Annotated in this window: 26 protein-coding genes; 8 read left to right on the plus strand and 18 right to left on the minus strand. The window is 75.4% G+C overall.

Annotated features, from left to right (window positions below):
- Window positions 1-14: 14 nt before the first annotated feature.
- Window positions 15-1,583 (minus strand): beta-N-acetylhexosaminidase, encoded by a 1,569-nt coding sequence (locus CP968_RS03930; protein WP_150516654.1) that lies wholly within the window; start codon window positions 1,581-1,583, stop codon window positions 15-17.
- Window positions 1,584-2,010: 427 nt separating this feature from the next.
- On the opposite strand from CP968_RS03930, the gene CP968_RS03935 reads away from it, so the two are divergent.
- Window positions 2,011-2,790, plus strand: a complete 780-nt coding sequence (locus CP968_RS03935; protein WP_229886329.1) for a GntR family transcriptional regulator — start codon at window positions 2,011-2,013, stop codon at window positions 2,788-2,790.
- A gap of 364 nt (window positions 2,791-3,154) precedes the next feature.
- Window positions 3,155-3,508 carry a hypothetical protein gene (locus tag CP968_RS03940; RefSeq protein ID WP_150516656.1) on the plus strand — a complete coding sequence of 118 codons (354 nt, stop codon included), beginning with the start codon at window positions 3,155-3,157 and terminating at the stop codon, window positions 3,506-3,508.
- Window positions 3,509-3,563: 55 nt separating this feature from the next.
- Here the strand turns inward: CP968_RS03940 and nadE are convergent, their stop codons facing one another.
- Both nadE and CP968_RS03950 read right to left on the minus strand, forming a co-directional pair.
- Complete coding sequence (nadE, locus tag CP968_RS03945) at window positions 3,564-4,394, minus strand: ammonia-dependent NAD(+) synthetase (protein ID WP_150516657.1); 831 nt, start codon at window positions 4,392-4,394, stop codon at window positions 3,564-3,566.
- 67 nt (window positions 4,395-4,461) lie between these two features.
- Window positions 4,462-5,925 (minus strand): MFS transporter, encoded by a 1,464-nt coding sequence (locus CP968_RS03950; protein ID WP_150516658.1) that lies wholly within the window; start codon window positions 5,923-5,925, stop codon window positions 4,462-4,464.
- Between the two features lie 140 nt (window positions 5,926-6,065).
- Between CP968_RS03950 and CP968_RS03955 the strand changes: the two genes are divergently transcribed.
- Window positions 6,066-6,887, plus strand: a complete 822-nt coding sequence (locus CP968_RS03955) for a helix-turn-helix transcriptional regulator (protein ID WP_150521700.1) — start codon at window positions 6,066-6,068, stop codon at window positions 6,885-6,887.
- Window positions 6,888-6,910: 23 nt separating this feature from the next.
- On the opposite strand, the gene CP968_RS03960 is transcribed toward CP968_RS03955, so the two are convergent.
- The 6 genes from CP968_RS03960 to CP968_RS03985 form a co-directional block, all read right to left on the minus strand.
- Window positions 6,911-7,855: a nucleoside hydrolase gene (locus tag CP968_RS03960; RefSeq protein WP_150516659.1), complete on the minus strand. Its 945-nt coding sequence runs from the start codon at window positions 7,853-7,855 to the stop codon at window positions 6,911-6,913.
- A gap of 157 nt (window positions 7,856-8,012) precedes the next feature.
- Window positions 8,013-9,740: a serine/threonine-protein kinase gene (locus CP968_RS03965; RefSeq protein WP_229886282.1), complete on the minus strand. Its 1,728-nt coding sequence runs from the start codon at window positions 9,738-9,740 to the stop codon at window positions 8,013-8,015.
- A gap of 294 nt (window positions 9,741-10,034) precedes the next feature.
- Entirely contained in the window at window positions 10,035-10,529 is a 495-nt protein-coding gene (gene rraA / locus CP968_RS03970; protein WP_150516660.1) for a ribonuclease E activity regulator RraA, read from the minus strand.
- Window positions 10,530-10,645: 116 nt separating this feature from the next.
- Window positions 10,646-10,912, minus strand: a complete 267-nt coding sequence (locus CP968_RS03975; protein ID WP_150516661.1) for a GlsB/YeaQ/YmgE family stress response membrane protein — start codon at window positions 10,910-10,912, stop codon at window positions 10,646-10,648.
- A gap of 151 nt (window positions 10,913-11,063) precedes the next feature.
- On the minus strand, window positions 11,064-11,975 hold the full coding sequence (locus CP968_RS03980; protein WP_150516662.1) for a hypothetical protein: 912 nt from the start codon (window positions 11,973-11,975) through the stop codon (window positions 11,064-11,066).
- A complete protein-coding gene (locus CP968_RS03985) occupies window positions 11,972-12,940 on the minus strand; it encodes a phosphatase PAP2 family protein (protein WP_150516663.1) in 969 nt (322 codons plus the stop codon). Before CP968_RS03985 ends, CP968_RS03980 begins: the two co-directional genes overlap by 4 nt.
- Window positions 12,941-13,091: 151 nt before the next feature.
- On the opposite strand from CP968_RS03985, the gene CP968_RS03990 reads away from it, so the two are divergent.
- Entirely contained in the window at window positions 13,092-13,715 is a 624-nt protein-coding gene (locus CP968_RS03990) for a TetR/AcrR family transcriptional regulator (RefSeq protein WP_150516664.1), read from the plus strand.
- Between the two features lie 170 nt (window positions 13,716-13,885).
- On the opposite strand, the gene CP968_RS03995 is transcribed toward CP968_RS03990, so the two are convergent.
- Entirely contained in the window at window positions 13,886-14,464 is a 579-nt protein-coding gene (locus CP968_RS03995) for a TerD family protein (protein ID WP_268253270.1), read from the minus strand.
- A gap of 84 nt (window positions 14,465-14,548) precedes the next feature.
- Window positions 14,549-15,640 (minus strand): hypothetical protein, encoded by a 1,092-nt coding sequence (locus tag CP968_RS04000; protein ID WP_150516666.1) that lies wholly within the window; start codon window positions 15,638-15,640, stop codon window positions 14,549-14,551.
- Window positions 15,641-15,857: 217 nt separating this feature from the next.
- Between CP968_RS04000 and CP968_RS04005 the strand changes: the two genes are divergently transcribed.
- The 3 genes from CP968_RS04005 to CP968_RS04015 all read left to right on the plus strand — a co-directional run bounded on the left by CP968_RS04005 (window position 15,858) and on the right by CP968_RS04015 (window position 18,132).
- A complete protein-coding gene (locus CP968_RS04005; protein WP_150516667.1) occupies window positions 15,858-16,670 on the plus strand; it encodes a glutamate ABC transporter substrate-binding protein in 813 nt (270 codons plus the stop codon).
- Window positions 16,671-16,901: 231 nt separating this feature from the next.
- Window positions 16,902-17,717 (plus strand): endonuclease I family protein, encoded by an 816-nt coding sequence (locus tag CP968_RS04010; RefSeq protein ID WP_150516668.1) that lies wholly within the window; start codon window positions 16,902-16,904, stop codon window positions 17,715-17,717.
- Window positions 17,718-17,826: 109 nt separating this feature from the next.
- Window positions 17,827-18,132 (plus strand): DUF3040 domain-containing protein, encoded by a 306-nt coding sequence (locus CP968_RS04015; RefSeq protein ID WP_150516669.1) that lies wholly within the window; start codon window positions 17,827-17,829, stop codon window positions 18,130-18,132.
- Window positions 18,133-18,158: 26 nt separating this feature from the next.
- Here the strand turns inward: CP968_RS04015 and CP968_RS04020 are convergent, their stop codons facing one another.
- The 3 genes from CP968_RS04020 to CP968_RS04030 all read right to left on the minus strand — a co-directional run bounded on the left by CP968_RS04020 (window position 18,159) and on the right by CP968_RS04030 (window position 21,590).
- On the minus strand, window positions 18,159-19,760 hold the full coding sequence (locus tag CP968_RS04020; protein WP_150516670.1) for a beta-N-acetylhexosaminidase: 1,602 nt from the start codon (window positions 19,758-19,760) through the stop codon (window positions 18,159-18,161).
- Window positions 19,761-19,866: 106 nt separating this feature from the next.
- Window positions 19,867-20,301, minus strand: a complete 435-nt coding sequence (locus CP968_RS04025; RefSeq protein WP_150516671.1) for a GlcG/HbpS family heme-binding protein — start codon at window positions 20,299-20,301, stop codon at window positions 19,867-19,869.
- 53 nt (window positions 20,302-20,354) lie between these two features.
- Window positions 20,355-21,590, minus strand: a complete 1,236-nt coding sequence (locus CP968_RS04030; protein WP_229886284.1) for an MFS transporter — start codon at window positions 21,588-21,590, stop codon at window positions 20,355-20,357.
- A gap of 222 nt (window positions 21,591-21,812) precedes the next feature.
- Between CP968_RS04030 and CP968_RS04035 the strand changes: the two genes are divergently transcribed.
- Window positions 21,813-22,274 carry a MarR family winged helix-turn-helix transcriptional regulator gene (locus CP968_RS04035; RefSeq protein WP_150516672.1) on the plus strand — a complete coding sequence of 154 codons (462 nt, stop codon included), beginning with the start codon at window positions 21,813-21,815 and terminating at the stop codon, window positions 22,272-22,274.
- Window positions 22,275-22,346: 72 nt separating this feature from the next.
- Here the strand turns inward: CP968_RS04035 and CP968_RS04040 are convergent, their stop codons facing one another.
- The 4 genes from CP968_RS04040 to pdxR all read right to left on the minus strand — a co-directional run bounded on the left by CP968_RS04040 (window position 22,347) and on the right by pdxR (window position 25,691).
- Window positions 22,347-22,871, minus strand: a complete 525-nt coding sequence (locus CP968_RS04040; RefSeq protein WP_150516673.1) for a hypothetical protein — start codon at window positions 22,869-22,871, stop codon at window positions 22,347-22,349.
- Entirely contained in the window at window positions 22,868-23,560 is a 693-nt protein-coding gene (locus CP968_RS04045; protein WP_229886286.1) for an RNA polymerase sigma factor, read from the minus strand. The genes CP968_RS04040 and CP968_RS04045 overlap by 4 nt, the downstream gene beginning before the upstream one ends.
- Before the next feature lie 8 nt (window positions 23,561-23,568).
- Entirely contained in the window at window positions 23,569-24,054 is a 486-nt protein-coding gene (locus CP968_RS04050; RefSeq protein WP_150516674.1) for an LPXTG cell wall anchor domain-containing protein, read from the minus strand.
- Window positions 24,055-24,266: 212 nt separating this feature from the next.
- Window positions 24,267-25,691, minus strand: coding sequence for a MocR-like pyridoxine biosynthesis transcription factor PdxR (pdxR, locus tag CP968_RS04055; RefSeq protein WP_150521703.1), 1,425 nt, complete (start codon window positions 25,689-25,691; stop codon window positions 24,267-24,269).
- Between the last annotated feature and the right edge of the window lie 124 nt (window positions 25,692-25,815).

A 25,815-nucleotide genomic window follows, 5' to 3' on the forward strand; every position in this document is an offset into this window, starting at 1 on the left:
TCGGGGTGGGGGGATCACGGGACGGGAACGGTGTGCGGGGTGGGGCCGGTGGGGTACGGGGTGGGGCCGGTGGGGTGCGGGGTGCGGCCGCGTACCCCGAGGGCGGCGAGCCGGGTCCGGTGGTGGCCGAGCCGGTGCAGGAAGCCGGGCCAGTCGCGGTGCGCCGACCAGGCGGTCTCGGCGAGGGCGCAGAGCCGGGGGAAGGCCAGGTAGTCGAGCTGCTCGGGCGTGCGCGCGTACTCGGTCCACAGCTGGGCCTGCGTGCCCAGGACGCGCCGGGCCGCCTCGGGCTCCCAGTGCGCGGGGGCGGGATCGTTGTCGTAGACCCCGCGCAGGTCGAGCACGCCGCCGTCCTGGCCGCGGGGCTCACCGGGGTCGGCGGACTGCGGGTAGTCCAGGTAGGTCGAGCGGAACGGCGCCATGACCACGTCGTGGCCGCGCAGCGCGGCGCGGCGGCCGTGCTCGGCGTCGCGCCAGGTCAGGATCGTGAAGTCGGAGGGCAGTTCGGTGCCGGTCTCGGTCCAGCCGAGCGGGCGGCGGCCGAGCGAGGTGAGGTGGGCGGCGACGGTCCGCATGAACCAGCCGTGCAGCTCGCCCGGACCGGCCAGCCCCTCGGCGGCGGCCCGGGCGCGCGCCGCCCCGGAGGCCTCCCACTCGGTGCGGGGGCATTCGTCGCCGCCGATGTGCACGTACGGAGAGGGGAAGACCTCGCTCACCTCGTCCAGCACGGTGCGGCAGAAGTCGAACACCTCGTCGTGGACGCCGAGGATGTTCTCGCAGACGCCCCAGCGCGTCCAGGTCTCCAGCCGGGTGCCGGGGCGGTTGCCGAGGTGCGGGTAGGCGGCGAGGGCGGCCCGGGTGTGCCCGGGCATCTCGATCTCGGGGACGACGGAGACGCCCCGGCGCGCGGCGTACGCGACCAGGTCGACGAGTTCGGCCCTGCTGTACGCGCCCTCGTGCGGGATGCCGTCCCCGTCGCTCTCGCGGCGCCGGCCGCCGGTCTCGGTGAGCCGGGGGTAGGCGGCGACGGGCATCCGCCAGCCCTGGTCGTCGGTGAGGTGGAGGTGCAGCACGTTCAGCTTGTGCAGGGCCAGCAGGTCCACGAAGCGGCGTAGGTACGAGACGGGCTGGAAGTGGCGCGCGACGTCGAGCAGGGCTCCGCGCCACACGAACCGCGGCCGGTCGGTGATCCGCAGGCAGGGCAGGGTCCACCCGGTGCGCCGTTGCGGGGCGTCGGCGAGGGTCTCGGGGGGCAGCAGCTGGCGCAGGGTCTGCACGCCGAGCAGCAGGCCTGCGGGGCGCGCGGCGCGCAGGACGACGGCCTCCGGGGAGATGCCGAGGCCGTAGCCCTCCGCACCGAGGCCGCCGAGGGCCGGGTCGAGGAGGAGGACGATCCGGCCGTCGGACCGCGGCGGCAGCGGCAGTGCGGTGGCGGGGGCCAGGACCTCGCGGAGCAGGGCGGCGGCGTCCTCGGTGCCCGGACCGGCGCGCAGGGCGGTGTGGGCGTCGAGGGTGAAGTGACCGGGGTGGAGGGTGAGGGAGTCGGGGCGGGGGACGAGCGAGATGTCGGGGCGGGGGAACATGCGCGGTGGGTTCCTCACCTGGTCGGGATTGCTGGGGAGCGGCGGGGCGCGGGTGGGCGGTGGTGGCGGGGCTCGGTTGGCCGACGGGCTGCCGACGGCCCGCTCACGGCCTGCCGTCGGCTGAGGCGCCGCCCGCGACCACCGCCCGGACCTGACCAATTGGCAAGGTGGCCAACCGGGTGGCTAGAAGGTGGCATGACCCGGTCACCGCGTCAACCCTCCCCGCACCAAGGATCATTGAACCGGCCCTCGCGAGACCAACACCCCAAATGGTTAGATGCACATGACCAGTTGGACAGCTGACCAGAGGTGAGGGAGGCGAGCCGTGGCACACGACTCCTCGGAAGCGGCTCCGTCGGCGCATCCCGGACCGCCACCGGGGACAGCCCCCGGATCGGTCCTCAAGCGGGAGCGCGTCCGCGAGCACCTGCTGGGCCTGATCGACGTCCGCCGTCCCGGGGACGCGATCCCCTCCGAGCGCACCCTGTGCGCCGCCCTGGAGGTCTCCCGGCCCACGCTGCGCGCCGCCGTGGACGAGCTGGTCGCCACCGGGGTCCTGGTGCGCGAGCACGGCCGCGGCATGTTCGTGGCACCGGCCAAGATCACCCAGGAACTCTCGGCCGACGAGGCGCCGTTCGCCGTCCGGCAGGCCTCGGGCCACTGGTCCAGCAGGGTCCTGGAGCACTCCACCGCCCCGGCGGGCGCCCGCATCGGCCGCCGCCTGCGGATCTCCCCGGGGGCACGGCTGCTCTACATCGCCCGGCTCCGGCTGGTGGACGGGGCGCCGATGGCCATCGAGCACCTGCACATCCCGGCGGACCTGATACCGGCGCTCACCCCGGCCGAGCTGGAGGCGGGCGACCTCTACGAGCACCTGCGCGACCACCACGGCGTCCACGTCCACGAGGCGCAGCAGTCGATCGAACCGACCGTGGTCAACGAGGCCGAGGCCGACCTGCTGGACGTGCCGCTGCTCTCCCCCGCCCTCCTCATCGAGCGGCTCACGACGGATTCGACGGGCCGTCCGGTGGAGTACGTGCACTCGGTGTACCGGGGCGACCGCTACCGCATCGTCTCCCGCCTCGCCCTCGGAGCCACCCCGGGCACCGGCCGCCCCGGCCACCACCCCGGCATCCCGCCGGGCGACCTGGGCCGGCGCGGCATCATCACGTCGACCACCCGGGGCGACATCCACACGCGCACCTGACGCGTCCGCGGGAGCGGCGCAGAGAACTGGACGAGGAACGCCGCGGCGGCGACCGCCCACCAATCCCACGTGAATCCGGGTCGAAGGTGCCGCAGGATCGTCGCCATGCCGCCACCGTATCCGGACCGGCACCGGCACGATGTGTCGGCGATCCTCGGCGAACGGCGTGGATGGGCGGGGCCGTCCGGGCCGACGCGAGCGGGGCGTGCCGGGGACGGGCCCGGGCGTACCCGACGGCTTCGGGGCGGTCCCCGGCTCCGAGCGGGTGACGGGGCGTGGAATGCGCGGCCCGGGAACCGCACCGTGGGGCCGTCCGGGGGCCACACTGCCCGGGTCCGCCACCGCCCCGCATCCCGGAGCCACCATGACCCAGTCCCCCGCCTGTCCGACCGGATCCGACGCCTTCCTGGCCGTCTGCGGTCATACCCACCTGTTCCCGGGTGCTCGCTGCCGCCTCCGGGGTCTGCCCGATCCCCACGCCTTCGCACGGGCCCCTCGCCCGGTCGAGCTGGAGCTGCGGTTCTCGGACGACGTGGTTGCCGAGGCGCGGTTGCGCACCGAGGACCGGACCGGGGCCGTCCTCGCCGTCCCCGCCTACACCACCGGCGCCGGGACCTCGATCGGCTCCCGCACCTGGCTGGTGCGGGAGTTCGCCCGGACGGGAGACGAGGTCGAGCTGACGATCGGCGGCCACGCCGGGGGCGGGTCGGCACCGTAGCGCGGGTCCCCGGCGGTGGCGGGGCGGCCGTTGCCCCCGGCGGGCCGCGGTCGCGCTACGGCGCGATCGGCAGGCTGCGCTTGTGGTCCGTCAGGCGGTAGCGGCGGACGATCGTCTCGAAGGCGCGCTCGTCCACCGGCTTGCCCTCCAGGAAGTCGTCGATGTCGTCGTACGTGACGCCCAGGGCGTCCTCGTCGGCCTTGCCCGGGGCCAGGGTCTCCAGGTCCGCCGTCGGCGTCTTCCAGACCAGCTCCGCGGGGGCGCCCAGGGCGTCGGCGACCGCGCGGACCCGGCGCTTGGTCAGACCGGTCAGGGGGACGAGGTCGGCCGCGCCGTCGCCGAACTTCGTGAAGAAGCCCGAGACCGCCTCCGCCGCGTGGTCGGTGCCGACGACGAGGCCGTCGTGGGCGCCGGCCACCGCGTACTGGGCGATCATCCGCTGCCGGGCCTTGATGTTGCCGTGGACGAAGTCCTGGTGGCCGGCGTCCCGGAAGGCGGTGCCGCCCGCGAGGGAGGCGTCCAGCGCGGCGTCGCTCGCGGGCTTGACGTCCACCGTCAGCACCCGGTCCGCGTCGATGAAGCCGAGCGCGAGCTGGGCGTCGTGCTCGTCGGCCTGGACGCCGTACGGCAGCCGCATCGCGTAGAACGTCGCCTCGTGGCCGGCCGCCCGGACCCGCTCCACGGCGAGCTGGCAGAGCCGCCCGGCCGTGGTGGAGTCCACCCCGCCGCTGATGCCGAGCACCAGGGAGCGCAGCCCGGTGGAGGTGAGGCGCTCGGCCAGGAAGGCCACCCGGCGCTCGATCTCCCGGTGCGCGTCGAAGGTCTCCGCCACCTGGAGTTCCCGGGCGATCTCCTGCTGCAGAACGGTGGACGCCGGCCGGCTCACGGCTGCTCCTCGTGGTCGATGGTGGTTCGTCGTGCGGGGTGCGCCGTACGGCGCCGCGCTGCCGACCCTAACCGACGCCGCCCGTGCGCCGGCCTCCCCGGTGACCGCGGCCCCGGCCTGGGCCCGTACCCGAGCCCAGGCCCACCCCCACCAGCAGGGCCGCCGCGATCACCACGGCCGCGTCGATCGCCAGGACCGTCCGCACGCCCTCGAAGAGCGGGACCCGGGTGGTGGCCAGCACCCCGAGCAGCGGGATGCCGATGGTGATGCCGACCTGCTGGGTGGTGGTGATCAGGCCGGTGGCCAGGCCCTGTTCCGCGTCGGGCACTCCGCTCGTCACCGTCACCCCGTACGAGATGATCGCGCCGAGGTGGAACATGCTCGCCAGCGACACCGCGACCGTCACCAGCAGCGCGCCGGACTCGGAGCCGGCTCCGAGCAGCGCGGCGGTGAACACCCCCTGGCCCAGGAGCGAGACGGTCAGCGTGCGGCGGGCGCCGAAGCGGCCGATGATCCGGGGCGCGTACGAGCCGGCGACGGCGGAGGCCAGGCCCTGCACGCCGAAGACCAGGCCGGTCCGCAGCGAGGACAGCCCCAGGGTCTCCTGGAGGTAGAGGGTCAGGACGAAGGCGGTCGTGGACATCATCGAGAAGGTGACCAGTCCCCCGAGGTTGCCCCAGGCGACCGTGGGCCGCTTCAGCATCGGCAGCGACACCAGCGGGGCCGGGGAGCGCGACTCGACCACGGCGAAGGCGGCCAGGAGCAGCAGGCCGGCGGCGAGCGTCCCGAGGACGTCGGCGCCACCGAAGCCGCGCTGGGCGGCCGTGGACAGGGCGTAGATCAGCGCGAGCAGACCGCCGGTGACGGTGACGGCGCCGGGTACGTCCGGACGGGGCCGCTCCGGGGTGCGCGATTCGGGCAGCAGTCCGGGGGCGAAGGCGAGCACGAGCGCGGCGGCGACCGCGAGCAGGGCCATGGTGGAGCGCCAGCCGAGGCTGTCGGTCATGGCCCCGCCGAGCAGCATGCCGACGGTGAAGCCGAGGGAGAGCAGGGTGCCGGAGATGCCCAGCGCCCTGGCCCGCAGCGGCCCCTCCGGGAAGGTGGTGGTCAGCAGGGACATCCCGGTCGGCACGATGACGGCCGCGCCCATGCCCTGCAGGGCGCGGCCGGCCAGGAAGGAGGCCGGGTTCCAGGCGAGGGTGGCCAGGAGGGAGGCGGCGCCGAAGACGGCGAGGCCGGTCAGGAACAGCCGTCTGCGGCCGTAGAGGTCGGCGATCCGGCCGAAGAGGAGCAGGAAGCCGCCGGAGGGCAGGGCGAAGGCGGTGACGGCCCACTGGAGGGCGGACGGGCTGAAGCCGAGGTCCCTGCCGAGCGCGGGCAGCGCCACGTTGAGTACGGAGAAGTCGAGCGCCACCATGAACTGGGCGGCGCAGAGCACGAGGAGGACCAGTCCGGCCCGGCCCCCGAGCCGGTCCGTCCCGGGGGCGGCCGCGGCCTCGGCGGGGGGTGTCTTCTGTGTGTCGATCGGCATGGGCCCACCCTCGTGGCCGGGGAACGGCCGTGGAGAGAGGGAACTTATCCTGTTGGCGGCACCACCAGGCTGCCGTCAGGGGGACTTCCGTGGCCGTACCGATCGACCAGCACCGCCGCTCCGAGCTGCGCCGCTTTCTGATGAGCCGGCGCGCCCGGATCACTCCGGCGGCGGCCGGCCTGCCGGACGGCGGGGCCCGGCGGCGCACGCCCGGGCTGCGGCGGGAGGAGGTGGCCGTGCTGGCCGGGGTGGGGGCGTCCTGGTACCAGTGGCTGGAGCAGGGGCGCGACATCACGGTGTCGGCCCAGGTCCTGGACTCGGTGGGACGGGTGCTCCGGCTGACGAGTGCCGAGCGCAGGCACCTGTACGTGCTCGCGGGGCTCAATCCGCCCGCGCTGGAGGTCGAGCCGCGCGACCGGGGCATGTGCCACGGCCTGAAGCGGCTGATCGACGCGTGGATGCCGTTCCCGGCGCACATCATGGACGTGTACTGGAACACGGTGATGTACAACGAGGCGGCCGCGCTGGCGCTCGGCATGGGTCCGGACACCGAGCAGAACTCCCTGATCTCCTTCTTCACCGACCCCGTCTACCGGGTGTGCGCGGCGCGTTGGGAGGAGGTCGCCCTGGAGATCGTGGCGCAGTTCCGGGCGGCGTGCTCGGACCATCCCGGGGACGAGGGCTTCCAGGCCGTGGTGGAGGAGGCGCGGGAGGCGAGCGCGGAGTTCGCCGCGCTGTGGGAGCGACGGGACATCCGTCCGGGCGGGCAGTTGCAGAAGCACCTGGAGCATCCGGTCGTGGGGGTGCTGCACCTGGAGTCGACGCAGTTGCGCGTGCCGGCCCGCCCCGACCTGTCGATCGTGCTCCACACGCCGCTGCCGGGTGCGGACACCGCCGCGAAGCTGGAGTGGCTGGTGTCGCCGGAGGGGCGGCGCGGGCTGATGTACCCCGTCGCGGGCTGAGCCGGCGGGGCGCGGACCGTCCGTCAGCGGCCCCGGGCGCCGAGGGTCCTGACCGCGTCGACCATGCGGTCCCAGAAGCGTGCCGCGTCCAGTGCGACGGCGACCCGGGCGTTGACCGGGCGGTCGAGGTAGCCGTGGAGGTCCACGACGGTGGCGCCGCGGGTGTACCGGCCGTGGAGTTCCACCGCGACGTTCGCGTCGACGCAGCGCACCAGGTCCGGGTCGATCACCCGGGCGACCGCGACGGGATCGTGCAGCGGCGGGTGGGGCATGCCCCAGAGCCGGTGGTACGCCGAGCCGTAGAAGGCCAGCAGTTCGGCGCACACGTCGCCCAGCTCGGTGCCGAGGCCGGTGAACCGGGCGAGGACGTCGGGCGTGGCCAGGGCCTGGTGGGTGACGTTGAGCCCGCACATGGTCACCGGGACCCCGCTGCCGAAGACGATGTCCGCGGCCTCCGGGTCGGCGTGGATGTTGAACTCGGCGGCCGGGGTGCGGTTGCCCCGGTCGGTGGAGCCGCCCATCAGCACGATCTCGCGGATGCGGGCCGCGCTCTCGGGGTGGCGGGTCAGCAGCAGGGCGATGTTGGTCAGCGGGGCCGTGGGCACGAGCGTGACCGGCTCCGGATGGTCCCGCAGGATCCGGTGGAGGAGGTCCACGGCGTGCTCGGGCACGACGTCGACGGTGGGTTCGGCGAACCGCGGCCCGTCCAGGCCCGATGCGCCGTGTACGTCGGCGGCCACGCCCGGCGGCTGGAGCAGCGGCCGGGCGCACCCGGCGGCGACGGGCACGTCGGTGATCCCGGCGATGCCGCACACCCGGCGGGCGTTGAGCGTCGTCTTCTCCAGCGTCTGGTTGCCGGCGACCGTCGTGATGGCGAGCAGGTCCACCGCGGGGTCGGCCGCCGCCAGCATGATCGCGAGGGCGTCGTCGTGCCCCGGGTCGCAGTCGATGACGATCGGCACGGGCACGGCGGTCCTCCTCGGCGGGGTACGGGCGGGCCCAGTCTGCCGCCGGTGGGCGGCCCGCCCGGGGAGGAGGCCCTCGCCGACCCCGTACCGGCCGCCGAATTGGCCGGATCTCACCCCGACGGCCGCGCCGGTCGGCCGACGTGCGCCCCGTGCCGGATCAGCTCGGTACGACCTTCTTCACCGTGCCGTCGATGCCGGCGAGCAGGTAGCCGCCCTGGCCGTACGCATCGCTCAGGTAGGGCCGCATGCAGGGCACGTGGTCCATCATCCAGGGCTCGACGATGACGTAACGGGAGGTGGGCTGGTCGACCTTGAGCTCCTTGCGGGCCTGTTCCAGCAGGCCGGGCAGGGCGTCCCAGGCGACGGCGGCCATGTCGATGAGGGGTTCCTCCTCGTCCCGGGTCCCTTTCGGGCCGGTGCGCTTGACGGCGCCGTCGCGGTACTGCCAGGAGTCGACGGTCCTGGCCCCGGGCGCCGTGGGGATCGAGGCGAGGACGTAGCCGTCGTAGATCCGCAGGTCGACGAAGACGGTGGTGCCGGTCTTCTGCTTGAACGCGTCCAGCGCGGTCCGCACGCCGGCAGGGGTGAGCATGCCCCCCTCCGGCGCGGTCGCGGCCCCGGAGGCGCGGCCGCCGCCCGGGGTTCCCGTACCGCCCGCACCCGGCCGTGCGCTGCCCGGCTGCGCCGCCGGGGTGGTGGCCGCTCCGCCCCCGGCGTCGCCGCCGGTCCCCCCGTCCCCGTCCGGCAGCCACCGGACGAGGCCGACGACCCCGCCGGTCAGGGCCAGCGCGAGGGCGCCGGCCGCCAGCGCCCGCCGGCGGCGCGCGGGCCGGGGCACCGGGTGCGGGGCCGGGCCGGCGGGGGCGCCGTAGGGGGAGGCGGCGCCGGGCCCGGACAGCGGGGCGGTGTACGGCTGGTGGTCCGGCAGGCCGTACCGGCCGAGGGGCGCGGGGAGCGGGACCGGAGGGGTGCCGGCGGGCGGGACGGGCAGGGGGCGGTACGGGGCCCCGGCATCCGCGCCTGCGCCCGTGCCCGCGAGAGCGGTGCCCACGTCGCGGAGCAGTCGTTCCAGAGCGGCCGCGTCGGGCCGCGCGGCCGGATCCCGTACGAGCAGCCGCTCCAGTACGGGCCCCAGCGGGCCGGACCGGACCGGCGGCGGCAGCGGGTCGTCGAGCACGGCGACCACCGTGGCGAGGCTGCTGGACCGGCGCAGCGGATGCACGCCCTCCGCGGCCACGTACAGCATCATGCCCAGCGACCACAGGTCGGAGGCGACCAGTCCTTCGGCGCCGCGCACCCGCTCGGGCGCTATGTACTCGGGCGAGCCGATGAGCACCCCGGTCGAGGTGAGCGCGGTCGATCCGTGCAGTGCGGCGATGCCGAAGTCCGTGAGCACCGCGGCGCCGTCGGGCCTCAACAGCACGTTGGCCGGTTTCACGTCGCGGTGGAGGACGCCCTCGGCGTGGGCGGCCCGCAGCGCCGACAGCACGTCCAGGCCGAGCCGCAGCACGTCCGGGACGGGCATCGGACCGGACGCGAGCCGGTCGTGGAGGGAGCCGCCGCGGACCAGTTCCATCACGATCCACGGATGCCCCCCGCTGCCGGCCGCGGGCTCCACGATGTGGTGGATCGTCACCACGTTCGGGTGGGCGAGGCGGGCGAGGGCGCGGGCCTCGCGGACGGCCCGGCCGCGCAGCTGGTCGGCGAGGCCGGGCTGCGCGGCGGCGGCCGCCGGGTCCGGCGGGCGCACCTCCTTCAGCGCGACGTCACGGTGGAGCGCGATGTCGCGGGCGCGCCACACCGTGCCCATGCCACCCGCGCCCAGGGGCTCGATCAGTTCAAACCGGCCGTCGATCAGCTGTCTGCCGGCCTCGCTCGTGTCCATGGCCGGTCATCGTAGGGGGCCGCACCGTCAGCAGCGGCGCCGGTCCGCCGTCGGCGTCCCCCGCACGGTGGTCAGGGTCCGGTCGGGGCACCCGCCGGGCGCCCCGGGCCCGTACTGCCGCGAGCGCACGGTGGTGGTCGCCGCCCGCGGTCCGGCGGTGGACGGAGGTGTGGTGCACGGCGCGGGTCACTGTTGGGTGACGCGGCCGTGCGCGGTGTCCGGGTACCCGGCGGTGGTCAGCCGGTGGGCGCCCTCGGTGTCGAGGCGGTGTCCGGCTGCGGGGACCGCCGCGGGTCAGCCGCGGGCCGGGAGGAGCGCGATGCCGTCGTCGTCCGCGTAGACGGTGTCGCCGGGGCGGAAGGTGACCCCGCCGAGGGTGACGGGCGCGTCCACGGTGCCCGCGCCCGTCTTGCCGCTCTTGCGGGGCATCGTGCCGAGGGCCTTGACGCCGAGGTCGAGCCCGCCGAGGGCCACGCTGTCGCGGACCGCGCCGGAGAGGATCAGCCCGGCCCAGCCGTTGCGCTCGGCGGCGCCCGCGATCACGTCGCCCACGAGGGCGGTGCGCAGCGAGCCGCCGCCGTCGACGACGAGGACGGCGCCCTCTCCGGGGGTGTGGACCAGTTCGCGCAGCAGGGCGTTGTCCTCGTGGCAGACGAGGGTGCGCACGGGACCGGCGAAGACGCGGCGGCCGCCGAACTGGCGGAACGCGGTGGTGCAGAGGGCGAGCGCCTCGCCGTGCTCGTCGTAGAGGTCGGCGGTGGGGACGGGGGTGACACTCTGCTGCGGCATTCGGAACGTTCCCTCGCTGCTCGTACGGCTCTTCGTGCGGCCAGCGTAGTCGCGGGCCGGCGCGGCGCGGGGCCGCGCCCCTGCGTCCGGCAGCGGGGCGGGACGGTACGGGGCGCTCAGTCGCGGGAGTTGCCGAAGAGGATGCGGTAGCCGATCAGCAGGACCAGCGAGCCGGCGATGGCCGAGCCCCAGGTGGCGAGGTCGAAGAACTGCGTCTGGATCGGCCGGTCCAGGAACCGGGCCGAGAGCCAGCCGCCGATGAACGCGCCGGCGATTCCGATCAGGACGGTGCCGATCAGGCCGCCGGGGTCCCGGCCCGGGAGGAGGACCTTGGCGATGGCTCCGGCGAGCAGTCCCAGGACGATCCAGCTGACGATGCCCATGTCCAGTCACTCCCGATTCGGTGGTGTGTCGTGTTCACCAGGGAGGACGCCATCAGCGCCGGAACGGTTCTGCGGACCTGCCCGGCTCCGGCCGGGCCGGGCCGGGCCGGGCCGGGCCGGGCCGGGCCGGGCCGGGCCGGGCCGGGCCGGGTTACGCCGCCACCCGCGGCATCGGCAGGGCGGCGGTCGCCGCGGTCGCCGGGCCGCCGCCCCCGGCCGTGTCGGCGGGCCGGGTCGCGGAGGCGGGCGGCGGGGTCCGGGTGAGCAGCATCACCCCGCGCGCGGCCGCGAGGGCCCCGGCCACCGCCAGCAGGACCCCGCCGACGCCGCCCTGCAGCCGTTCGCCGAGCAGCACCATGCCGATGGCCGCCGCGGCGAGCGGGTTGGCGAGGTTCACCACGGCCAGGGGGGCACCGAGTCCGCCGCGGTAGGCGCGCTGGGACAGGAGCATCCCGCCGACCGCGAAGACCACGACGAGCAGCGCCACCGACACCACCCGCACGCTGAACAGGTCGCCCCCGCGGCCGCCCGCCACGGCGACGGTCTGGGTCAGGGCCGACGCGGCGGCGGAGGCCAGGCCGGAGGCGGTGGCGTGCCGCAGCCCAGAACGCGGGTCTTTGGCGGCGGTCAGCAGCAGGATCACCGCGGCCGTCGCCCCCGATACGGCGAACGCCTCGGCGAGGCTGAGCGTGTCGTCGGGGGCCGGTCCGGAGGCGGGGAGCAGCAGCAGTCCGAGTCCGGCGACGGTGGCGAGGGTACCGCGCCATTCGGTGGCCGCGACCCGGCGGCCGGCGCCGTGCGCCCCCAGCGGTACGGCCGCCACGAGGGTGAGCGCGCCGAGCGGCTGGACCAGGGTGAGCGGTCCGTAGCGCAGGGCCGCGGCGTGCAGCAGGGCGGCGGCCGCGTTGAGCCCGGCCGACCACCACCAGGCGGCGTTGCCGAGCAGGGCGCCGGTGCTGCGGGCGACGGCGGCGCGCGCGAGGCGCTCCTGTGCCACGGCCGCGGCCGCGTAGGTCACGGCGGAGGCGAGGCAGAGCAGGACGGCGAGCAGGGTGGCGTTCACCGTCCGGCCCCCACGGCGGTGTCCGCACGCCGTGACGGCGGCAGGAGGGGCCCGGGCGCGGCTCCGGCACGGGGCGGGGCCCCGCCCCCGCCGGCCGGGTCCCCGGCCGGCGGCCCCGCGGCGGGCACGGCCGGCCGCTCGGCGTCAGCCGCCGCACCGGCCGGCGCGGGCGGCCTGCCCGTGGACGCCGCCGCGGGCAGGACGGTGCCGGACGGCCGCGGGACCAGCAGCAGGGCCGCACCCAGCAGCACGGTCGCCACGATCACGTCGAGCCAGTAGTGGTTGGCGGTGCCGACGACCACGACCAGCGTGGCCAGGGGGTGCAGCAGCCACAGCGGGCGCAGCCGCGCGAAGCGGCCCCCTCGCCCGTCCCCGGTCCGGGACCGGGTGGCCGCGATCATGCCGAGCGCGACGACGAGGGCCCAGCCGAAGTGCAGGGAGGGCATCGCGGCGAACTGGTTGGCCATGGTGTCGGCGGCCGGCGCGGCCCGGTACACGCTGGGACCGTAGACCTGGCCGGTGTCCACGAGGTGCGCGGCGCCCAGCATCCGCGGGGGTGCGAGGGGGAAGGCCAGGTGCAGGGCGAGGGCGGCGCCGGTGAGCACCACCAGGATCCGGCGGGCCCAGAGGTAGTGCGCGGGCCGGCGTACGTAGAGCCAGACCAGGAAGAGCACGGTCGCCGGGAAGTGCACGCCCGCGTAGTAGGTGTTCGCGGCCCGTACGAGGGTGTCCCCGTGGAGCAGCAGGCCCTGGACCGCGCCCTCGCCCGGCAGGTGCAGGGCGCGCTCGGCGTCCCAGATCCACCCGGCGTTGCGGAAGGCCTCCCCGGTGCGGCCGGTCGAGAGCATCCGGCCCGACTTGTAGACGGTGAACAGTCCTGCGACGAGCAGGAGTTCGCGTATGAGGCGGCGGCGCGCGGCTCTCGGTCCGGCTGCCGTCCCGGCAGGTGTGGTGTGGGAGGTCATCCCCGCGTCTCGCTTCCTCTACGCGCACATCGACACGCCAGTGTATCGATACATTCACGTATCGATACGCAGGTGTACCGATACGCTCGCGTTCCCGTACACTCGGCAGCGGAACACGCCACCGAGGAACCCCCGAGGAGAGCCGCACCCCATGACGTCGACGCCGGTCGCCCCGCGCCGCTCCAAGATCAGCCCGGAGCGGGTGCAGGAGTTCTACGACGCCGTCCTGGACCAGCTGCGCGAGCACGGGTACGAGGCGCTGACCATGGAGGGCATCGCCGCCCGGGCCAGCTGCGGGAAGTCCACGCTGTACCGGCAGTGGAAGGGAAAGCCGCAGCTCGTCGCGGCCGCCCTGCGCGCCGGCCGGCAGGGCACGATCGTCGCGGTGGACACCGGTTCGCTGGCGGGAGACCTGCGCGAGGCGGCCCGCATCGCCGGGTGCACCTCGGGTCGCGACACCCGCCTGATGCAGGCCCTCGGGCACGCGGTACTGAGCGACGAGGAGCTCCAGGCGGCACTGCGCGAGGCGTTGGTCGGCCCCGAGCTGGCCGCCTTCGACGTGATGGTGGCGCGGGGGGTGGCGCGGGGCGAGATCGCCGCGGACCATCCGGCCGTGGAGTTCCTGCCGGCGCAGCTGATGGGCGTGCTCCGCATCCGGCCGGTGCTGGAGGGCCGCTACGCGGACGCGGACTACCTGGTCCGCTTCGTCGACGCGGTGCTGCTGCCCGCCCTCGGCCTGACGCCGCCCGGCTCCCCCGCCGGCCAGGCCCCCTGAAACCGGCGGACCGCCGTCCCGATGACCGGACGGCGACCCGCCCGCGCTGCCTCGTGGGGACGGCGGCAGCGCGCCTCCCGGACCGGGCGGTGGTCATTCGAGCGAGGAATGGCCACCGCCCGATCTGAGCGGACGCGGACCCGGTACCGGACCGGGGACGGGGCGCGGCCTCAGCGGGCGGCGCCCATGATCCGGGTGAACTCCTCCGGGTCGGTGTCGAATCCGCGCAGGTGCGCGTCGAGCGACCAGATGCCGGACTCGTCGCGGTCGAACTCGCCCACCGTGACGGCGTTGGAGGTGGGGACGGACTCGAAGTCGGTGGAGGCCAGGTCGAGGTGTCCCTCGCGGATGCGGATGCCGGTGCCCGCGATGTCGGCGAAGGTCTTCGTGGGCCGGTCGGCGCCGCCGGCGGCCTGGATCACCACGCCCACCACCACCCGGCGCAACTCCGGTGCCATCCGGTCGAGTTCGATGGTCATCACCTCGTCGAAGCCGAAGCCCTGGCCGGTGTGGCTGTCCCGGTTCAGCGTGATGGTGCCGTCGGAGGAGCGGCTGCCGAAGTGGACCAGGTGGACCGGGGTCCCGTGCAGGTCCGCGGTGCCGTAGACGGCGACGACTATGTCCAGGTCGTTGGCGGGCGTACCGGCCAGACTCGGGTCCCACCGCAATGCGACCTCCACCTTGGCCAGGCCCTTGCGTACACCGGTCACCGAACTCCCCCTCCCTCTGCCGGGCTTCCACCCGGACACCGTCCCACCGCCATGGTCCCACGCCCCCGCCGCGACGGGACGGGCGACCGATCGTTACCGGCCGTCGGCGGACGTCCGGTCGGATCACCAGTCGCCGTCCCGTACGGGTTTGCCCGGCCTCGGCGCGTTACCGAGCGGTTTGATCTGGCCGGGGGCCGGCTCCGCCCACGGGGTGTGGTCGTCGCCGAGCCACTCCCCCACCGGCCTGACCCCGCCGAGGGGTTCGGCGCGGGGCAGGTCGGCGGCGGCCTCGTCGTCGTAGTCGAACCAGGGCAGCCCGGCCCGGGTGTAGGCCGCCCGGTCCGCGGGCGAGGGCGGTGGCTCCTCCCCGGTGATGCGCCGCCACGCGGGCGGGGTCACCAGGTGGACGAAGACCCGGACGCCGGCTTCGGTGTCCCAGTCGGACGGCGGCCGGTCGTCGCGGTAGACCTCCTGGCGCATGCTGCCGCCGACGCCGAGCCCCGTCGCCGGAGCCGCGGGCGGGAGCGCTCCGGCGCGCGCCGGAGCCGACCCGGGCTCCGGAAACGAGAACCCGCCGGGCGCCGCCGCCATCGGCGGGGGCACCGGGCCGCCGAAGCCGCCGGGCGCACCGGGTGGCGGCCCGAAGGCCGGACCTCCGACGCGCATCCGCGCCCGCTCGGCACGCCGCCACGCGGCGAGCGGGGCGGCGCGGAGCGGGAAGGCCTGCAGCTGCACGCCGCCGGTGGTCTCCTCGCCGGTGACCTGTCCCTCGACCGTGGCGCCGAGTCCGAGCGGTACGGCGACGAACTGGCCCACCGTGCCGTCCCCCGAGTTGATCCCGTCCAGCCACGGCTGCCGGGGCAGGACCAGGTAGTTCTGCGGGTCGCGGCCCGGCCGGCCCGTCCAGCGCTCGCCGGAGACCGCGCAGACCTTGCCGACGCCGACCTGGAGGGCGGCCGGCTCGACGGTCCCGCCGAAGTCGAGCCACATGGCCTCGCGCAGGTACACGGGCAGCATCACGCCGCCCTTCGCGAGCCACTCCGGGGGCACGGTGTCCGGGTGGTCCTCGACGCGCCGCAACGGGAAGTCGCCGAGTCCCGGGGGCAGTGCGTGCGTACCCGACTCGGGCAGCCGCAGGGTGCGGACGAACCGTATCCGCACTCCGTCGCCCAACAGCAGCGTGTTTCCGTCGACCCGTGCCGAACCCGCGCCCATGCCCGCCCCCGTCGTCCGCTCCGGCCCGGTCCCCGCCGCAGGATCTCCGGTCGGTCCGGATCGTTATCCTCAAGTTTTACTCAGATGTAGTGACGCTGCGGCCGTCACCTTCCTAGCTTCCTCGTACACGTGTCAGGACGTTCTCCCACGTCCCCGCGGTTCCGCGTGCGCCGGTGATCCCTGCGCGCGTCCCGCGTTCCCGAGGAAAGAGTGCAGCATGAAGGTTCCCCAGGCCGGCGCGGTCGCCGCAGTGATCGTGATCGCCCTGACCACCTCGGCGTGCGGCGGGGAGGAAAAGGCGCAGGGGACCATCTCCATCGGGATCAAGTTCGACCAGCCGGGCATCGGACTGCGCGAGACGGGCGGGACGTTCTCCGGTTTCGACGTGGACGTCGCCACGTACGTGGCCGGGGAGCTCGGCTACGCGCCGGACCGCATCGAGTTCAAGCAGGTCTACAGCAACGACCGCGAGCTGCTGCTCCAGTACAACGAGGTGGAGTTCGTCGCCGCGAGCTACTCGATCAACGACAAGCGCAAGGAGAAGGTCGACTTCGCCGGCCCCTACTTCCTGGCGCACCAGGACCTGCTCGTCCGCGCCGACGACTCCTCCATCGCCAAGGCCGAGGACCTCAACACCAAGAGGCTCTGCTCGGTGACCGGTTCGACGTCGGCGGAGAACGTCAAGAAGACGCTCGCACCGAAGGCGAGCGTGCTGGAGCTCCCCGGCTACTCGGAGTGCCTCGTCGCCCTCCAGGACAAGCTGGTCGACGCCATGACCACGGACAACTCCATCCTGGCCGGATACGCCGCCCGCAAGGGCAACGAGGGCAGGTTCAGGCTGGTCGGTCTGAACCTGAGCGACGAGCGCTACGGCATCGGCGTGGAGAAGGGCGACAAGGAGCTCCAGGGCAAGATCAACGCGGCGCTCCAGAAGATGGTCGCGGACGGGGCCTGGGAGACGGCCGTGAAGAAGAACTTCGGCCCCGGCTACGCGTACGAGCCCGCGCCGAAGATCGCGGCCACCGGCTGACCCCTCCCGGACCCGCGGAAGCCCCGGTACGGCAGTGGCCGCACCGGTGCTTCCGTGCGCCCGGAGGGACCGGGGTCCGACGGGGAGCGCACAGAAGCCGCACCAAGATCCCCACGCAGGACACGTGGTCTTCACCTGTACGGCACATGACAATGTGAGCCTCGCTCTGCCACCTGACACCCCGCCAACTGCCTGGGCGGGGACGGTGCGTGTGGAGAGGACCCCCACGTCATGAGAATCTCCCGTACGACCCCCTGGGCGGCCGGCCTCGCGGCCGTCGCCCTGATCGCCGTACCGGCCACCGCCTCCGCGGGCCAGGAGCGGACGGCGGATCCCCGCGCCGCCGCGACCGGCTCCGCCGCGATCGAGCCCTACTACGCCGCGGCGGAGGGCAAGACCGGCGCCGCCTTGAAGACCGCGCTGCACGACATCGTCAAGACCCAGTCCAAGGTGTCCTACGACGGCGTCTGGAACGCCCTGAAGGTCACCGACCAGGACCCGGCGAACCCGAACAACGTCATCCTGCTCTACTCCGGCCGCTCCCAGTCCAAGTCCACCAACGGCGGCGGCGCCAACGACTGGAACCGCGAGCACGTGTGGGCCAAGAGCCACGGCGACTTCGGCACCGCCACCGGCCCCGGCACCGACCTGCACCACCTGCGTCCCGAGGACGTCAGCGTGAACAGCACGCGCGGAAACAAGGACTTCGACAAGGGCGGCAGCCCCGTGAGCGAGGCACCCGGCAGCCTGACCGACTCCGACTCCTTCGAGCCGCGCGACGCGGTCAAGGGCGACGTGGCGCGCATGCTGCTCTACATGGCCGTGCGCTACGACGGCGGCGACGGCTTCGCCGACCTGGAGCTCAACGACAAGGTCAACAACGGCTCGGCCCCGGCCATGGGCCGCATCAGCGTGCTGAAGCAGTGGAGCCAGCAGGACCCGCCGGACGCCTTCGAGAAGCGCCGCAACCAGGTCATATTCGACTCCTACCAGCACAACCGCAACCCGTTCATCGACCACCCGGAGTGGGTCGCCTCCATCTGGTGACCCGGCTGGGGCCGGCCGGCGGGATTGGACCGCCCCGGGCGGGGCATCCGCTGGTCAGAGGCTGCGCGCCGCGCCGCGGCGGCAGCCGGGCCCACGGAGGTACGTCACCATGGACGGAGCCGGACTCTCGGATCGCGAGCAGCGCGCCCTCTCCGCGATCGAGGCCCACCTCAAGGGGGACCGCTCGCTCGACCGGCGGCTGCGGTCGGTGCCCGGACGCCACCGCCTCCTCGCGGCCTGCCTGCTCGGCGCGGTCACGGTGGGTCTGCTCGTCGCCGCCTCGGTGACCGTGGCCCAGCCGCTGATCTGGGCGTTCGCCGCGGCCTGGCTCCTCACCGTCCTGACGGCGCTGCCGCTGGTGGGCCGGTGGGTCCGCCGGCACTGGCAGCTCCGCGAGCGCGCGGGCCGGGCGTAGCCCGCGCGGCCGCGCGCCGGCGGGCGTCAGAGGCGGTCGGCGAGCGCCTTGAACTGCGCCCACGTGGCCTGCGGCGGGCGGTCGTCCCAGACCTTCTGGGAGAGAGCGGCCAGCGGCAGCCGGATGCCGTCGGCCACCTGCGCCTGGGTCTGGGCCCCGGCCAGGTCGGCCCAGACGGCGAGCCGTGCGCCGAGTACCTGGTCGCCGTACCGGGCGGGCACGGCGGTGGTGCCGCGCAGGACCAGCGGGGTCCACTCCTCGTAGATCCGGCGGCCGGTCGGGTAGGTGAACCGGTTGGGCTGGCCGAGCACGTAGTAGAGGTACTCGTCGTTGAGGTTGACCACCTTGCGGCCCTCGCGCAGGTACTCCAGCGGCGGGCGGGCGCCGATCTCCTTGCCGGTCCAGTACTCGACCTGGATGTCCTTGGCGGCCTGGGTCACTCCGCCGCGGAAGAAGCCGTCGTTCCAGGCCTTGAGGGCCTTGCCGGTGGGGCGCACCACGTCCGCGCGGTCGTTGAGCCAGCCCGTCGCCAGGTCCTGCACCCGGGCACCGGCTCCGTACCGCGCGCGGGCCGCCTTGGCGAGCTGCGGGAAGGAGGCCTGGGGGTCGCGGACCACGAGGGCCTGGTACTCGTCGGCGCCCAGGTGCCAGGCCCCTCCGGGGAACAGCGGCTGGTACTCGCGGAGCAGCTCGTCGATGAGCTTGGCGGACGCCGGGTTGGAGATGTCGACCGCTCCCTTGACCGCCTTGCCCTGTGCGTCGCGCAGTTGCAGGTCGGGGTGGGCGCGCAGGACGGCGCCGAGGTGTCCGGGCGAGTCGATCTCCGGTACGACGGTGATGTGGCGGCTGGCGGCGAGGGCCGTGATGCGGCGTACGTCCGCCTTGGTGAGGTGGGGGGTGGAGACGATCTCGGGGTGGGTGTCGGACTGGATGCGGAAGGCCTGGTCGTCGGAGAAGTGCAGGCCGAGCTGGTTGAGCTTGAGGTCGCCCATCTCCCGCAGCCGGGCCTCGATCCAGTCGGGGGTGAAGTTCTTGCGCGCGATGTCGAGGTTCAGGCCGCGCTGCGGGCGGGCCGGAGCGTCGCGGACGGTGCCCTCGGGGGCCGAACCTCCGGTGGCCACCGCCTGCTTGAGGGTGCGCGTCCCGTAGAAGACACCGGCCTCGTCGGGCCCGGATATCTTCACCTTCCCGTCCTTGACGGCGAGGGTGTACGACTCGGGCTTGCCGGAGTCGTCGGCCCCCAGGGCGAGCTGCACGTCACCGGGGCGGCTGTCCGCCGATTCCGCGAAACCCAGGCGGAGCTCGCCGGCCAGCAGTCGGGCCTCGTCGGTGAGGGCCTTGGCGTCGGCCGGGGCGACGACCACGCGGGCGTCGGGGGCGGGCTTCCAGCCCGGGCCGCGGGCGGCTTCGTGTTCGCGTACGGAGGGGACGGTGAGGGGGGCGGTCGACAGCGGGTAGGACCGCGTGGGGGTGGGCGTGGGCGTGGGGGCCGCCCGGGTGGCGGTGGCGGCGCCGGACCCGGGGGCGGTGGCCGCCGGCCGGGCCCCGTCGGAGGCGGCCGAGCAGCCCGGCACGGCCAGCGTGACCAGGGCGGCGAGGGTCGCCGTCGCTATGCCGTGGGCCCTCATGTGCCGCCTCGCCTTCCGCAGGGTGCCGTGCCGTGTGTCCCCCGTACGCCCGTGTCCCCCGTACCAACCTGGCACGGGGGACACGGGCGCGCGACCCGGAGCCGGCTCAGACCAGGGCGTCGAGCGCGGCGGCGGCGAAGCCGTGGTCCTGCTCGGGGGCGCCGCCGCCGACGCCGACGGCGCCGACGAGCCGGCCGTCGCGGTGGACGGGGAGGCCGCCGGCGATGAAGAGCAGCGGCCGGTCCAGGGCGGTCGGCAGGGTGTGGAAGGGGGCGCCGGGCTGGACGGCCCCGACGAGGTCGGCGGTCGGTGCGTCGAGCTGGAGGGCGGTGTAGGCCTTGCGGGTGCTGGTCTCGCCGGAGATCAGCACGGCCCGGTCGTCGCGGCGGAAGGCGAGGGGGTGGCCGCCGGCGTCCAGGACGGTGACGCTGACGGCGACCCCGGCCGCTTCGGCGGCGGCGCGGGCCGCGCCGAGCAGCAGTTCGGCGTCCTCGGTGGTCAGCGGGGCGACGGCGGTACGGGGTGCGGTGGCGGTGGACACGGGGGTGCTCCTTGTTCGGTGGGGGTGGGACGGGGTCGTTCGGGGGCGTCGGCTCAGCGGTGGGTGGGCACGGGCGCCGGGGCGGTCCGCGCGGCCGCGCTCCCGGCCGTGGCGGCCCGGCCGCCGTCGCCGGGGCGGCCCGCCGTACGGCGCTCCAGGGCGCCCGAGACCAGCGCGAGCACCAGGGCGGAGGCCGCCAGCGCGGCGCCGACCCAGTTCGGGGCGGTCCAGCCCAGACCGGCCGCGAGGACGAGCCCGCCGAGCCAGGCGGCGAGGGCGTTGCCGAGGTTGAAGGCGCCGATGTTGACGGCGGAGGCGAGGGTGGGGGCGCCGGCGGCCTGGTCCAGGACCCGCTTCTGGAGCGGCGGGACGGTCGCGAAGCCGAGGGCGCCGATGAGGACGACGGTGACGGCGGCGCCCGCCTTGGAGTGGGCGGTCAGCGTGAACACGGCCAGCGTGACGGCGAGGGCGCCGAGCGACACGTAGAGCATGGGCATCAGGGCCCGGTCGGCGAAGCGGCCGCCGATGAGGTTGCCCGCGACCATGCCCAGGCCGAAGAGGACGAGCAGCCAGGTCACGGAGGTGTCGGCGAAGCCCGCGACGTTGGTCATCATCGGGGTGATGTAGGTGATCGCGGCGAAGACTCCGCCGAAGCCGAGGACGGTCATCGCCATCGCGAGGAGCACCTGGACGTTGCGGAAGGCGGCGAGTTCGCTGCGGATGCGGACGCCGCCGGCGGGGCGGGGCAGTTCGGGCACGAGCCTGGCGATGCCGAGCAGGCCGAGGACGCCGAGGGAGGCGACGAGCAGGAAGGTGACGCGCCAGCCGAGGGTCTGGCCGACCAGGGTGCCGAGGGGGACGCCGACGACGTTCGCGACCGTCAGCCCGGTGAACATCATGGCGATGGCGCCGGCCTTCTTCTCGGGGGCGACGAGTTCGGCGGCGACGACGGCGCCGATGCCGAAGAAGGCTCCGTGGGCGAGGGAGGCGACGACGCGGCCGCCGAGCATGAGGCCGAAGGACGGGGCGAGCGCGGAGAGGACGTTGCCGGCGATGAACAGGCCCATGAGCAGCATCAGCATGCGCTTGCGGGGGATGCGGGTGCCGAGGACGGTCATCAGCGGCGCGCCGAGGACCACGCCGAGCGCGTAGCCGGTGACCAGGTAGCCGGCGGTGGGGATCGAGACGCCGTAGTCGGCGGCGACCTCGGGGAGCAGGCCCATGATCACGAATTCGGTGGTGCCGATCCCGAAGGCCCCGATGGCGAGGGCGAGGAGTGCGAGAGGCATGAGGGGTGGTGCCCTTCAGGGAGGGAGGGGGGTGCGAGTGCGGCGGGCGGGCCGCCGGGGAGCGCGGCCATACGGTTGCCGTCGCTGCTTACGTGCGTCCACATTAATTGCAGGCGCGGGATATTTGCAAGCGCGGGATATTGCGGAGGTGGCCTATCCTGGGGGGACACGTACTCGCGGACCGCGCCTCCCGCGCTCCGCCGCACGCAGTGGAGGAGCCCCATGACGGCCACGGACAGCGCGCTCACCGCCCTCGCGCAGGGCTGGTGCGCCCTCTCCCTCCTGCACGGCCGGATCGAGACGCACATCGAACGGGCCCTCCAGTCGGGCCACGGCCTCAGCGTGCGGGAGTACTCCCTGCTCGACGTCCTGAGCCGCCAGCACAGCGGTCCCGGCGGCCACTTGCGCATGCACCAGGTCGCGGACTCGGTGGTGCTCAGCCAGAGCGCGACGACGCGCCTCGTCAGCCGGCTGGAGGACCGCGGCCTGCTGAACCGCTACATCTGCGACACCGACCGGCGCGGCATCTACACCGATGTGAGCGAGGCCGGCCTCGCCCTGCTGGCCGCGGCCCGGCCCACGAACGACGCCGCCCTCAGCGAGGCGCTGGACGAGGCGGCCGGGGACCCGCAGCTGGCCCCCCTGGTCTCGGTGGTCAAGAACACGGCCCCCTCCCCCGCCTGACCGCTCCCCCTCCCCCGTCCGGACGGTGCCGGTCCGAGGCGCTCCCTCACGCCCCGGACCGGCACCGTCCGCTCATCGCGCGCCGGGCCCCGGGGACACCGGCCCGGGTCGGGCCGAGGGGGACGATGACGGGGGATGCGAGATGCTCGGGGAGCCCTGCGGCTGCCGGGGCGGCGAGGCCGACCGGGACGCACCCGCGCCGGACGCCGCGGAATCCGACGCGGACACCCGCGGCACGGCCGGTTCGGGCGTGCGGCCCTGCGCGGGGGTGGGGGCCCGGGTGGACGTGGGGACGGGGGCCGGAGTGGTGAGTTCCGGGGGCGCGGCCGGCGGGGCCGGGCTCGGATCCGGGGCCAGGACGAGCCAGCCCACCAGCGCGGCGGCCGCCGCCGCGAGAGCGGCCAGCGGCAGCGCGAACCCCCGCAGCCGGGCCGACGGGGAGCGCCGCAGGTGCGGGCCCGGCGGGTCGGCCGGACGCAGCTCGCGGACGGTGATCCCGGCCGCCCTCGCGTCCAGCGCCTCCCGCAGCAGCCGTTCGGCGGGGTGGACGGGGTCCGCGGGGTGTGCGCCGTCACCGTGATGCGCCGTGGGCGTCATACCCGTCCCTCCAGAATCCGTTCCAGCGCGTCCAGACCGCGGCTCGCGGTGGACTTGACCGACCCCCGGCTGATCCCGAGCGTGGCCGCGATCTCCGCCTCGCTCAGGTCCGCCCAGTACCGCAGCACCAGGACCTGGCGCCGGCGCGGGGTCAACCGGCCGAGCGCGGCGAGGACTTCGCGGTGCGCCTCGCCGAGGACGACGTGTGCCTCCGCGGACGGCGCCTCGCCCGCGGCGGGCGGCGTCCAGGCCCGTACGGTCCGCCGGCGGCGCAGCACGGAGCGCGAGGTGTTCACCACGGCGGTGCGCAGGTAGCCCAGCGCGTTGTCCACCTCCGTGATGTGTTCGCCGTGGCGGCGGTACAGGGCCGTGAAGGCGTCCTGCACCACGTCCTCGGCCGTGGCCAGGTCGTCGACGAGCAGCACCGCCAGCCGGACCATGCCCAGCCGGTGGGCGTGGTACAGCGCGGTCACCGTGGGCGGGGGTCCGTCGTTGGCGGGGTCCCCGTACCCGGGCGCGAGGCCGCCCCGGTCCGGCGGGTACGGGCCGGTCCGGTACGCGTGGGAGGGGTACGGGGCCGGGGCCCGCCGGGCGGCCGGGCGGTCGCGGCGCAGGAACGACCACAGGCCCCGCCGCGCCCGTTCGGTGACGGGCGTGGCGGGGCCGGCGGTCGTGACGAGGTGGAGCACGGAGTTCCTCAGCCGTTGGCGCGGCGCCGTACGGCGTACAGGGTCCCGGCGCCGACGGCGACCAGGCCGGCGGCTCCGGCGCCCAGGGCGGCGGTGGTCGTGGAGGAGGCTCCAGTATGCGCGAGCTCGGGCGCACCCGACGATCCGCCGGTGCCGGGGGCGGCGCTCGGCTCGGAGACGCCGGGCGCCTCGGGGGCGGCGCTCGGCGAGGAGCTCCGCGGGGCGCCGCCCGGGGTGCTGACGGACGGAGCCGGAGCGGCGCCGCCGCCCGCGCCCGGGGTGCTGACGGACGGTACGGGGGCCGCGCTGGCCTTGGGGGGCTGCGGGGAGGCGGAGTCCGGCTGCACGCTGGGGGACGCCGCGACGGGGGCCGCCGCGTCGGTGGTCGCGGCGGAGGCCGGCCCGGCGAGAGCGACGACCACACCGGCGGCGGCAGCGGCGGCGACGGCGGCCGCCCGGCGGACGGGCAGGGGGACGCGCTTCAGGTTCTTCACGGTGGTTCTCCACGGTCGGGTCGAGGGCGCCGGATCACGCCCTTCACCCCGCACGACGCGCGACCGGCCGGGTGGTTGCCGCCGTCGTGGAAGTTTTTTCGCGGCCCCGGCGGGCCCGTGCCGAGGGGGCGCCGTGCGGGCCGGGTTCGGCGCCGCGACGGGTGCGGGCCGCGGGACGGTCGCCGGGCCCGGGCGGGGCGGCCCGGCGCGGTTCAGGGGCGGCGCGGACGCTTCCCGGCGGCCGGGCCCTCCAGATCGTGCAGGGCCGCCCCGAGGACGGCGATGCCCTCCTCGATCGCGCCCGTCGGGCCGGCCGCGTAGCCGAGGACGAGGCCCGGCGGGCCCGGGGCGAGGCGGTGCCAGGAGAGCGGGTGGGCCTTGACGCCGAGGGCCAGGGCCGCCGCCGCGAGGGCGGTGTCCTCGAAGCGGGCTCCGTCGAAGGTGACCATCAGGTGCAGGCCCGCCGCCGCGCCGTGCACCCGGGCCCCGGGCAGCCGTTCGGCGAGCGCGCGCAGCATGGCGTCCCGGCGGCGCCGGTGGCGGCGGCGGACGAACCGCAGGTGCCGTTCCAGCTCGCCCGAGTCCATCAGCCGGGCCAGCACCAGTTGGGCGAGGACCGGGTTGCCGAGGTCGGCGTGGCGCTTGGCCTCGGTGACGGAGTCGCGCAGCGCGGGCGGGACCAGCAGCCAGCCCAGGCGCAGGGCCGGAGCGAGCAGTTTGGACACGCTGCCGGCGTAGCAGACGCGCTCCGGGAGCAGGCCGCGCAGCGCGGGGACGGGGGCGCGGTCGTAGCGGTGCTCGGCGTCGTAGTCGTCCTCGATCACCAGTCCCCCGGCGGTCGCCCAGCCGAGCAGGTCGCGGCGGCGTTCGCCGTCGAGCACCACCCCGGTCGGGAACTGGTGCGCCGGTGTGAGCAGGACGGCCCCGGCGCCGCTCGCGCGCAGGGCGGCCACGTCGAGCCCGGCCCCGTCCACCGGGACCGGGACGACCTCCATCCGCTCGTAGGCCAGTTGCTGCCGCGCGCCCGGCGAGCCCGGGTCCTCCACCGCGACGCGGTGGACGCCCCGCTCCCGCGCCACCCTGGCCAGCAGTCCGAGGGCCTGGGCGACTCCGGCGACGATCACCACCTCGTCGGGGTCGGCACGGATGCCCCGGTTGCGGGCCAGCCAGCCGGCCACGGCGGAGCGCAGGGCGGGTGCGCCCTGGGGTTGGCCGTAGCCGAAGTCGGCCGGGGTGAGCCCGGCGAGCACTCGGCGCTCGGCCTGGAGCCAGGCCGTCCGGGGGAAGGCCGTCAGGTCGGGCACGCCGGGCGAGAGGTCGATCCGGCAGGGCACTGCCCGCAGGGCGTCGACGAGCCCGCCGCGCGGCGGGACGGGGACCGGGGCGGGCGTCGGGGCCGGGGCGGCCACGACCACGGTGCCCGCCCGGCCGCGGCCGGACACCTGGCCGCTCTCCGCGAGCCGCTGGTACGCCTCGGTGACCAGCCCCCGGGAGACGCGGAGTTCGGCGGCGAGCACCCGGCTCGCCGGAAGGCGGCTGCCGACCGGGAGGGTTCCGTCGGCGATGGCGGCCCGGAGCCGGGCGGCCAGCCATGCGGTTCGGCCGCCGGACGGGGCGCCCGACAGGTCGAGTTGCAGGAAGTCGGAGCCCCGGCCCGCGTCCGCGCCGCCGTCACCGCCCGGGCCGGCGGCCTCGGTCGGGGACCCGCCCGCGCCGCCGCGCGGGTGCCCGGCCCGGTGCGCACGGTCCGCGGCATCGGCC

Source organism: Streptomyces subrutilus (assembly GCF_008704535.1).
Classification (GTDB): Bacteria; Actinomycetota; Actinomycetes; order Streptomycetales; family Streptomycetaceae; genus Streptomyces; species Streptomyces subrutilus.

Bases quoted from the DNA above. Each gene is read 5' to 3' on its own strand.
- CP968_RS03975 (WP_150516661.1), bottom strand. From the start codon at position 10,912: ATGGGCATCGTCAGCTGGATCGTCCTGGGACTGCTCGCCGGAGCCATC.
- CP968_RS04035 (WP_150516672.1), top strand. From the start codon at position 21,813: ATGACGGCCACGGACAGCGCGCTCACCGCCCTCGCGCAGGGCTGGTGC.
- CP968_RS03990 (WP_150516664.1), top strand. From the start codon at position 13,092: ATGACGTCGACGCCGGTCGCCCCGCGCCGCTCCAAGATCAGCCCGGAG.
- CP968_RS04015 (WP_150516669.1), top strand. From the start codon at position 17,827: ATGGACGGAGCCGGACTCTCGGATCGCGAGCAGCGCGCCCTCTCCGCG.
- CP968_RS03985 (WP_150516663.1), bottom strand. From the start codon at position 12,940: ATGACCTCCCACACCACACCTGCCGGGACGGCAGCCGGACCGAGAGCC.
- CP968_RS03930 (WP_150516654.1), bottom strand. From the start codon at position 1,583: ATGTTCCCCCGCCCCGACATCTCGCTCGTCCCCCGCCCCGACTCCCTC.
- CP968_RS04020 (WP_150516670.1), bottom strand. From the start codon at position 19,760: ATGAGGGCCCACGGCATAGCGACGGCGACCCTCGCCGCCCTGGTCACG.
- CP968_RS03955 (WP_150521700.1), top strand. From the start codon at position 6,066: ATGAGCCGGCGCGCCCGGATCACTCCGGCGGCGGCCGGCCTGCCGGAC.
- rraA (WP_150516660.1), bottom strand. From the start codon at position 10,529: ATGCCGCAGCAGAGTGTCACCCCCGTCCCCACCGCCGACCTCTACGAC.
- CP968_RS04040 (WP_150516673.1), bottom strand. From the start codon at position 22,871: ATGACGCCCACGGCGCATCACGGTGACGGCGCACACCCCGCGGACCCC.
- CP968_RS04010 (WP_150516668.1), top strand. From the start codon at position 16,902: ATGAGAATCTCCCGTACGACCCCCTGGGCGGCCGGCCTCGCGGCCGTC.
- CP968_RS04000 (WP_150516666.1), bottom strand. From the start codon at position 15,640: ATGGGCGCGGGTTCGGCACGGGTCGACGGAAACACGCTGCTGTTGGGC.
- CP968_RS04005 (WP_150516667.1), top strand. From the start codon at position 15,858: ATGAAGGTTCCCCAGGCCGGCGCGGTCGCCGCAGTGATCGTGATCGCC.
- CP968_RS04030 (WP_229886284.1), bottom strand. From the start codon at position 21,590: ATGCCTCTCGCACTCCTCGCCCTCGCCATCGGGGCCTTCGGGATCGGC.
- CP968_RS03965 (WP_229886282.1), bottom strand. From the start codon at position 9,740: ATGGACACGAGCGAGGCCGGCAGACAGCTGATCGACGGCCGGTTTGAA.
- CP968_RS03950 (WP_150516658.1), bottom strand. From the start codon at position 5,925: ATGCCGATCGACACACAGAAGACACCCCCCGCCGAGGCCGCGGCCGCC.
- CP968_RS03940 (WP_150516656.1), top strand. From the start codon at position 3,155: ATGACCCAGTCCCCCGCCTGTCCGACCGGATCCGACGCCTTCCTGGCC.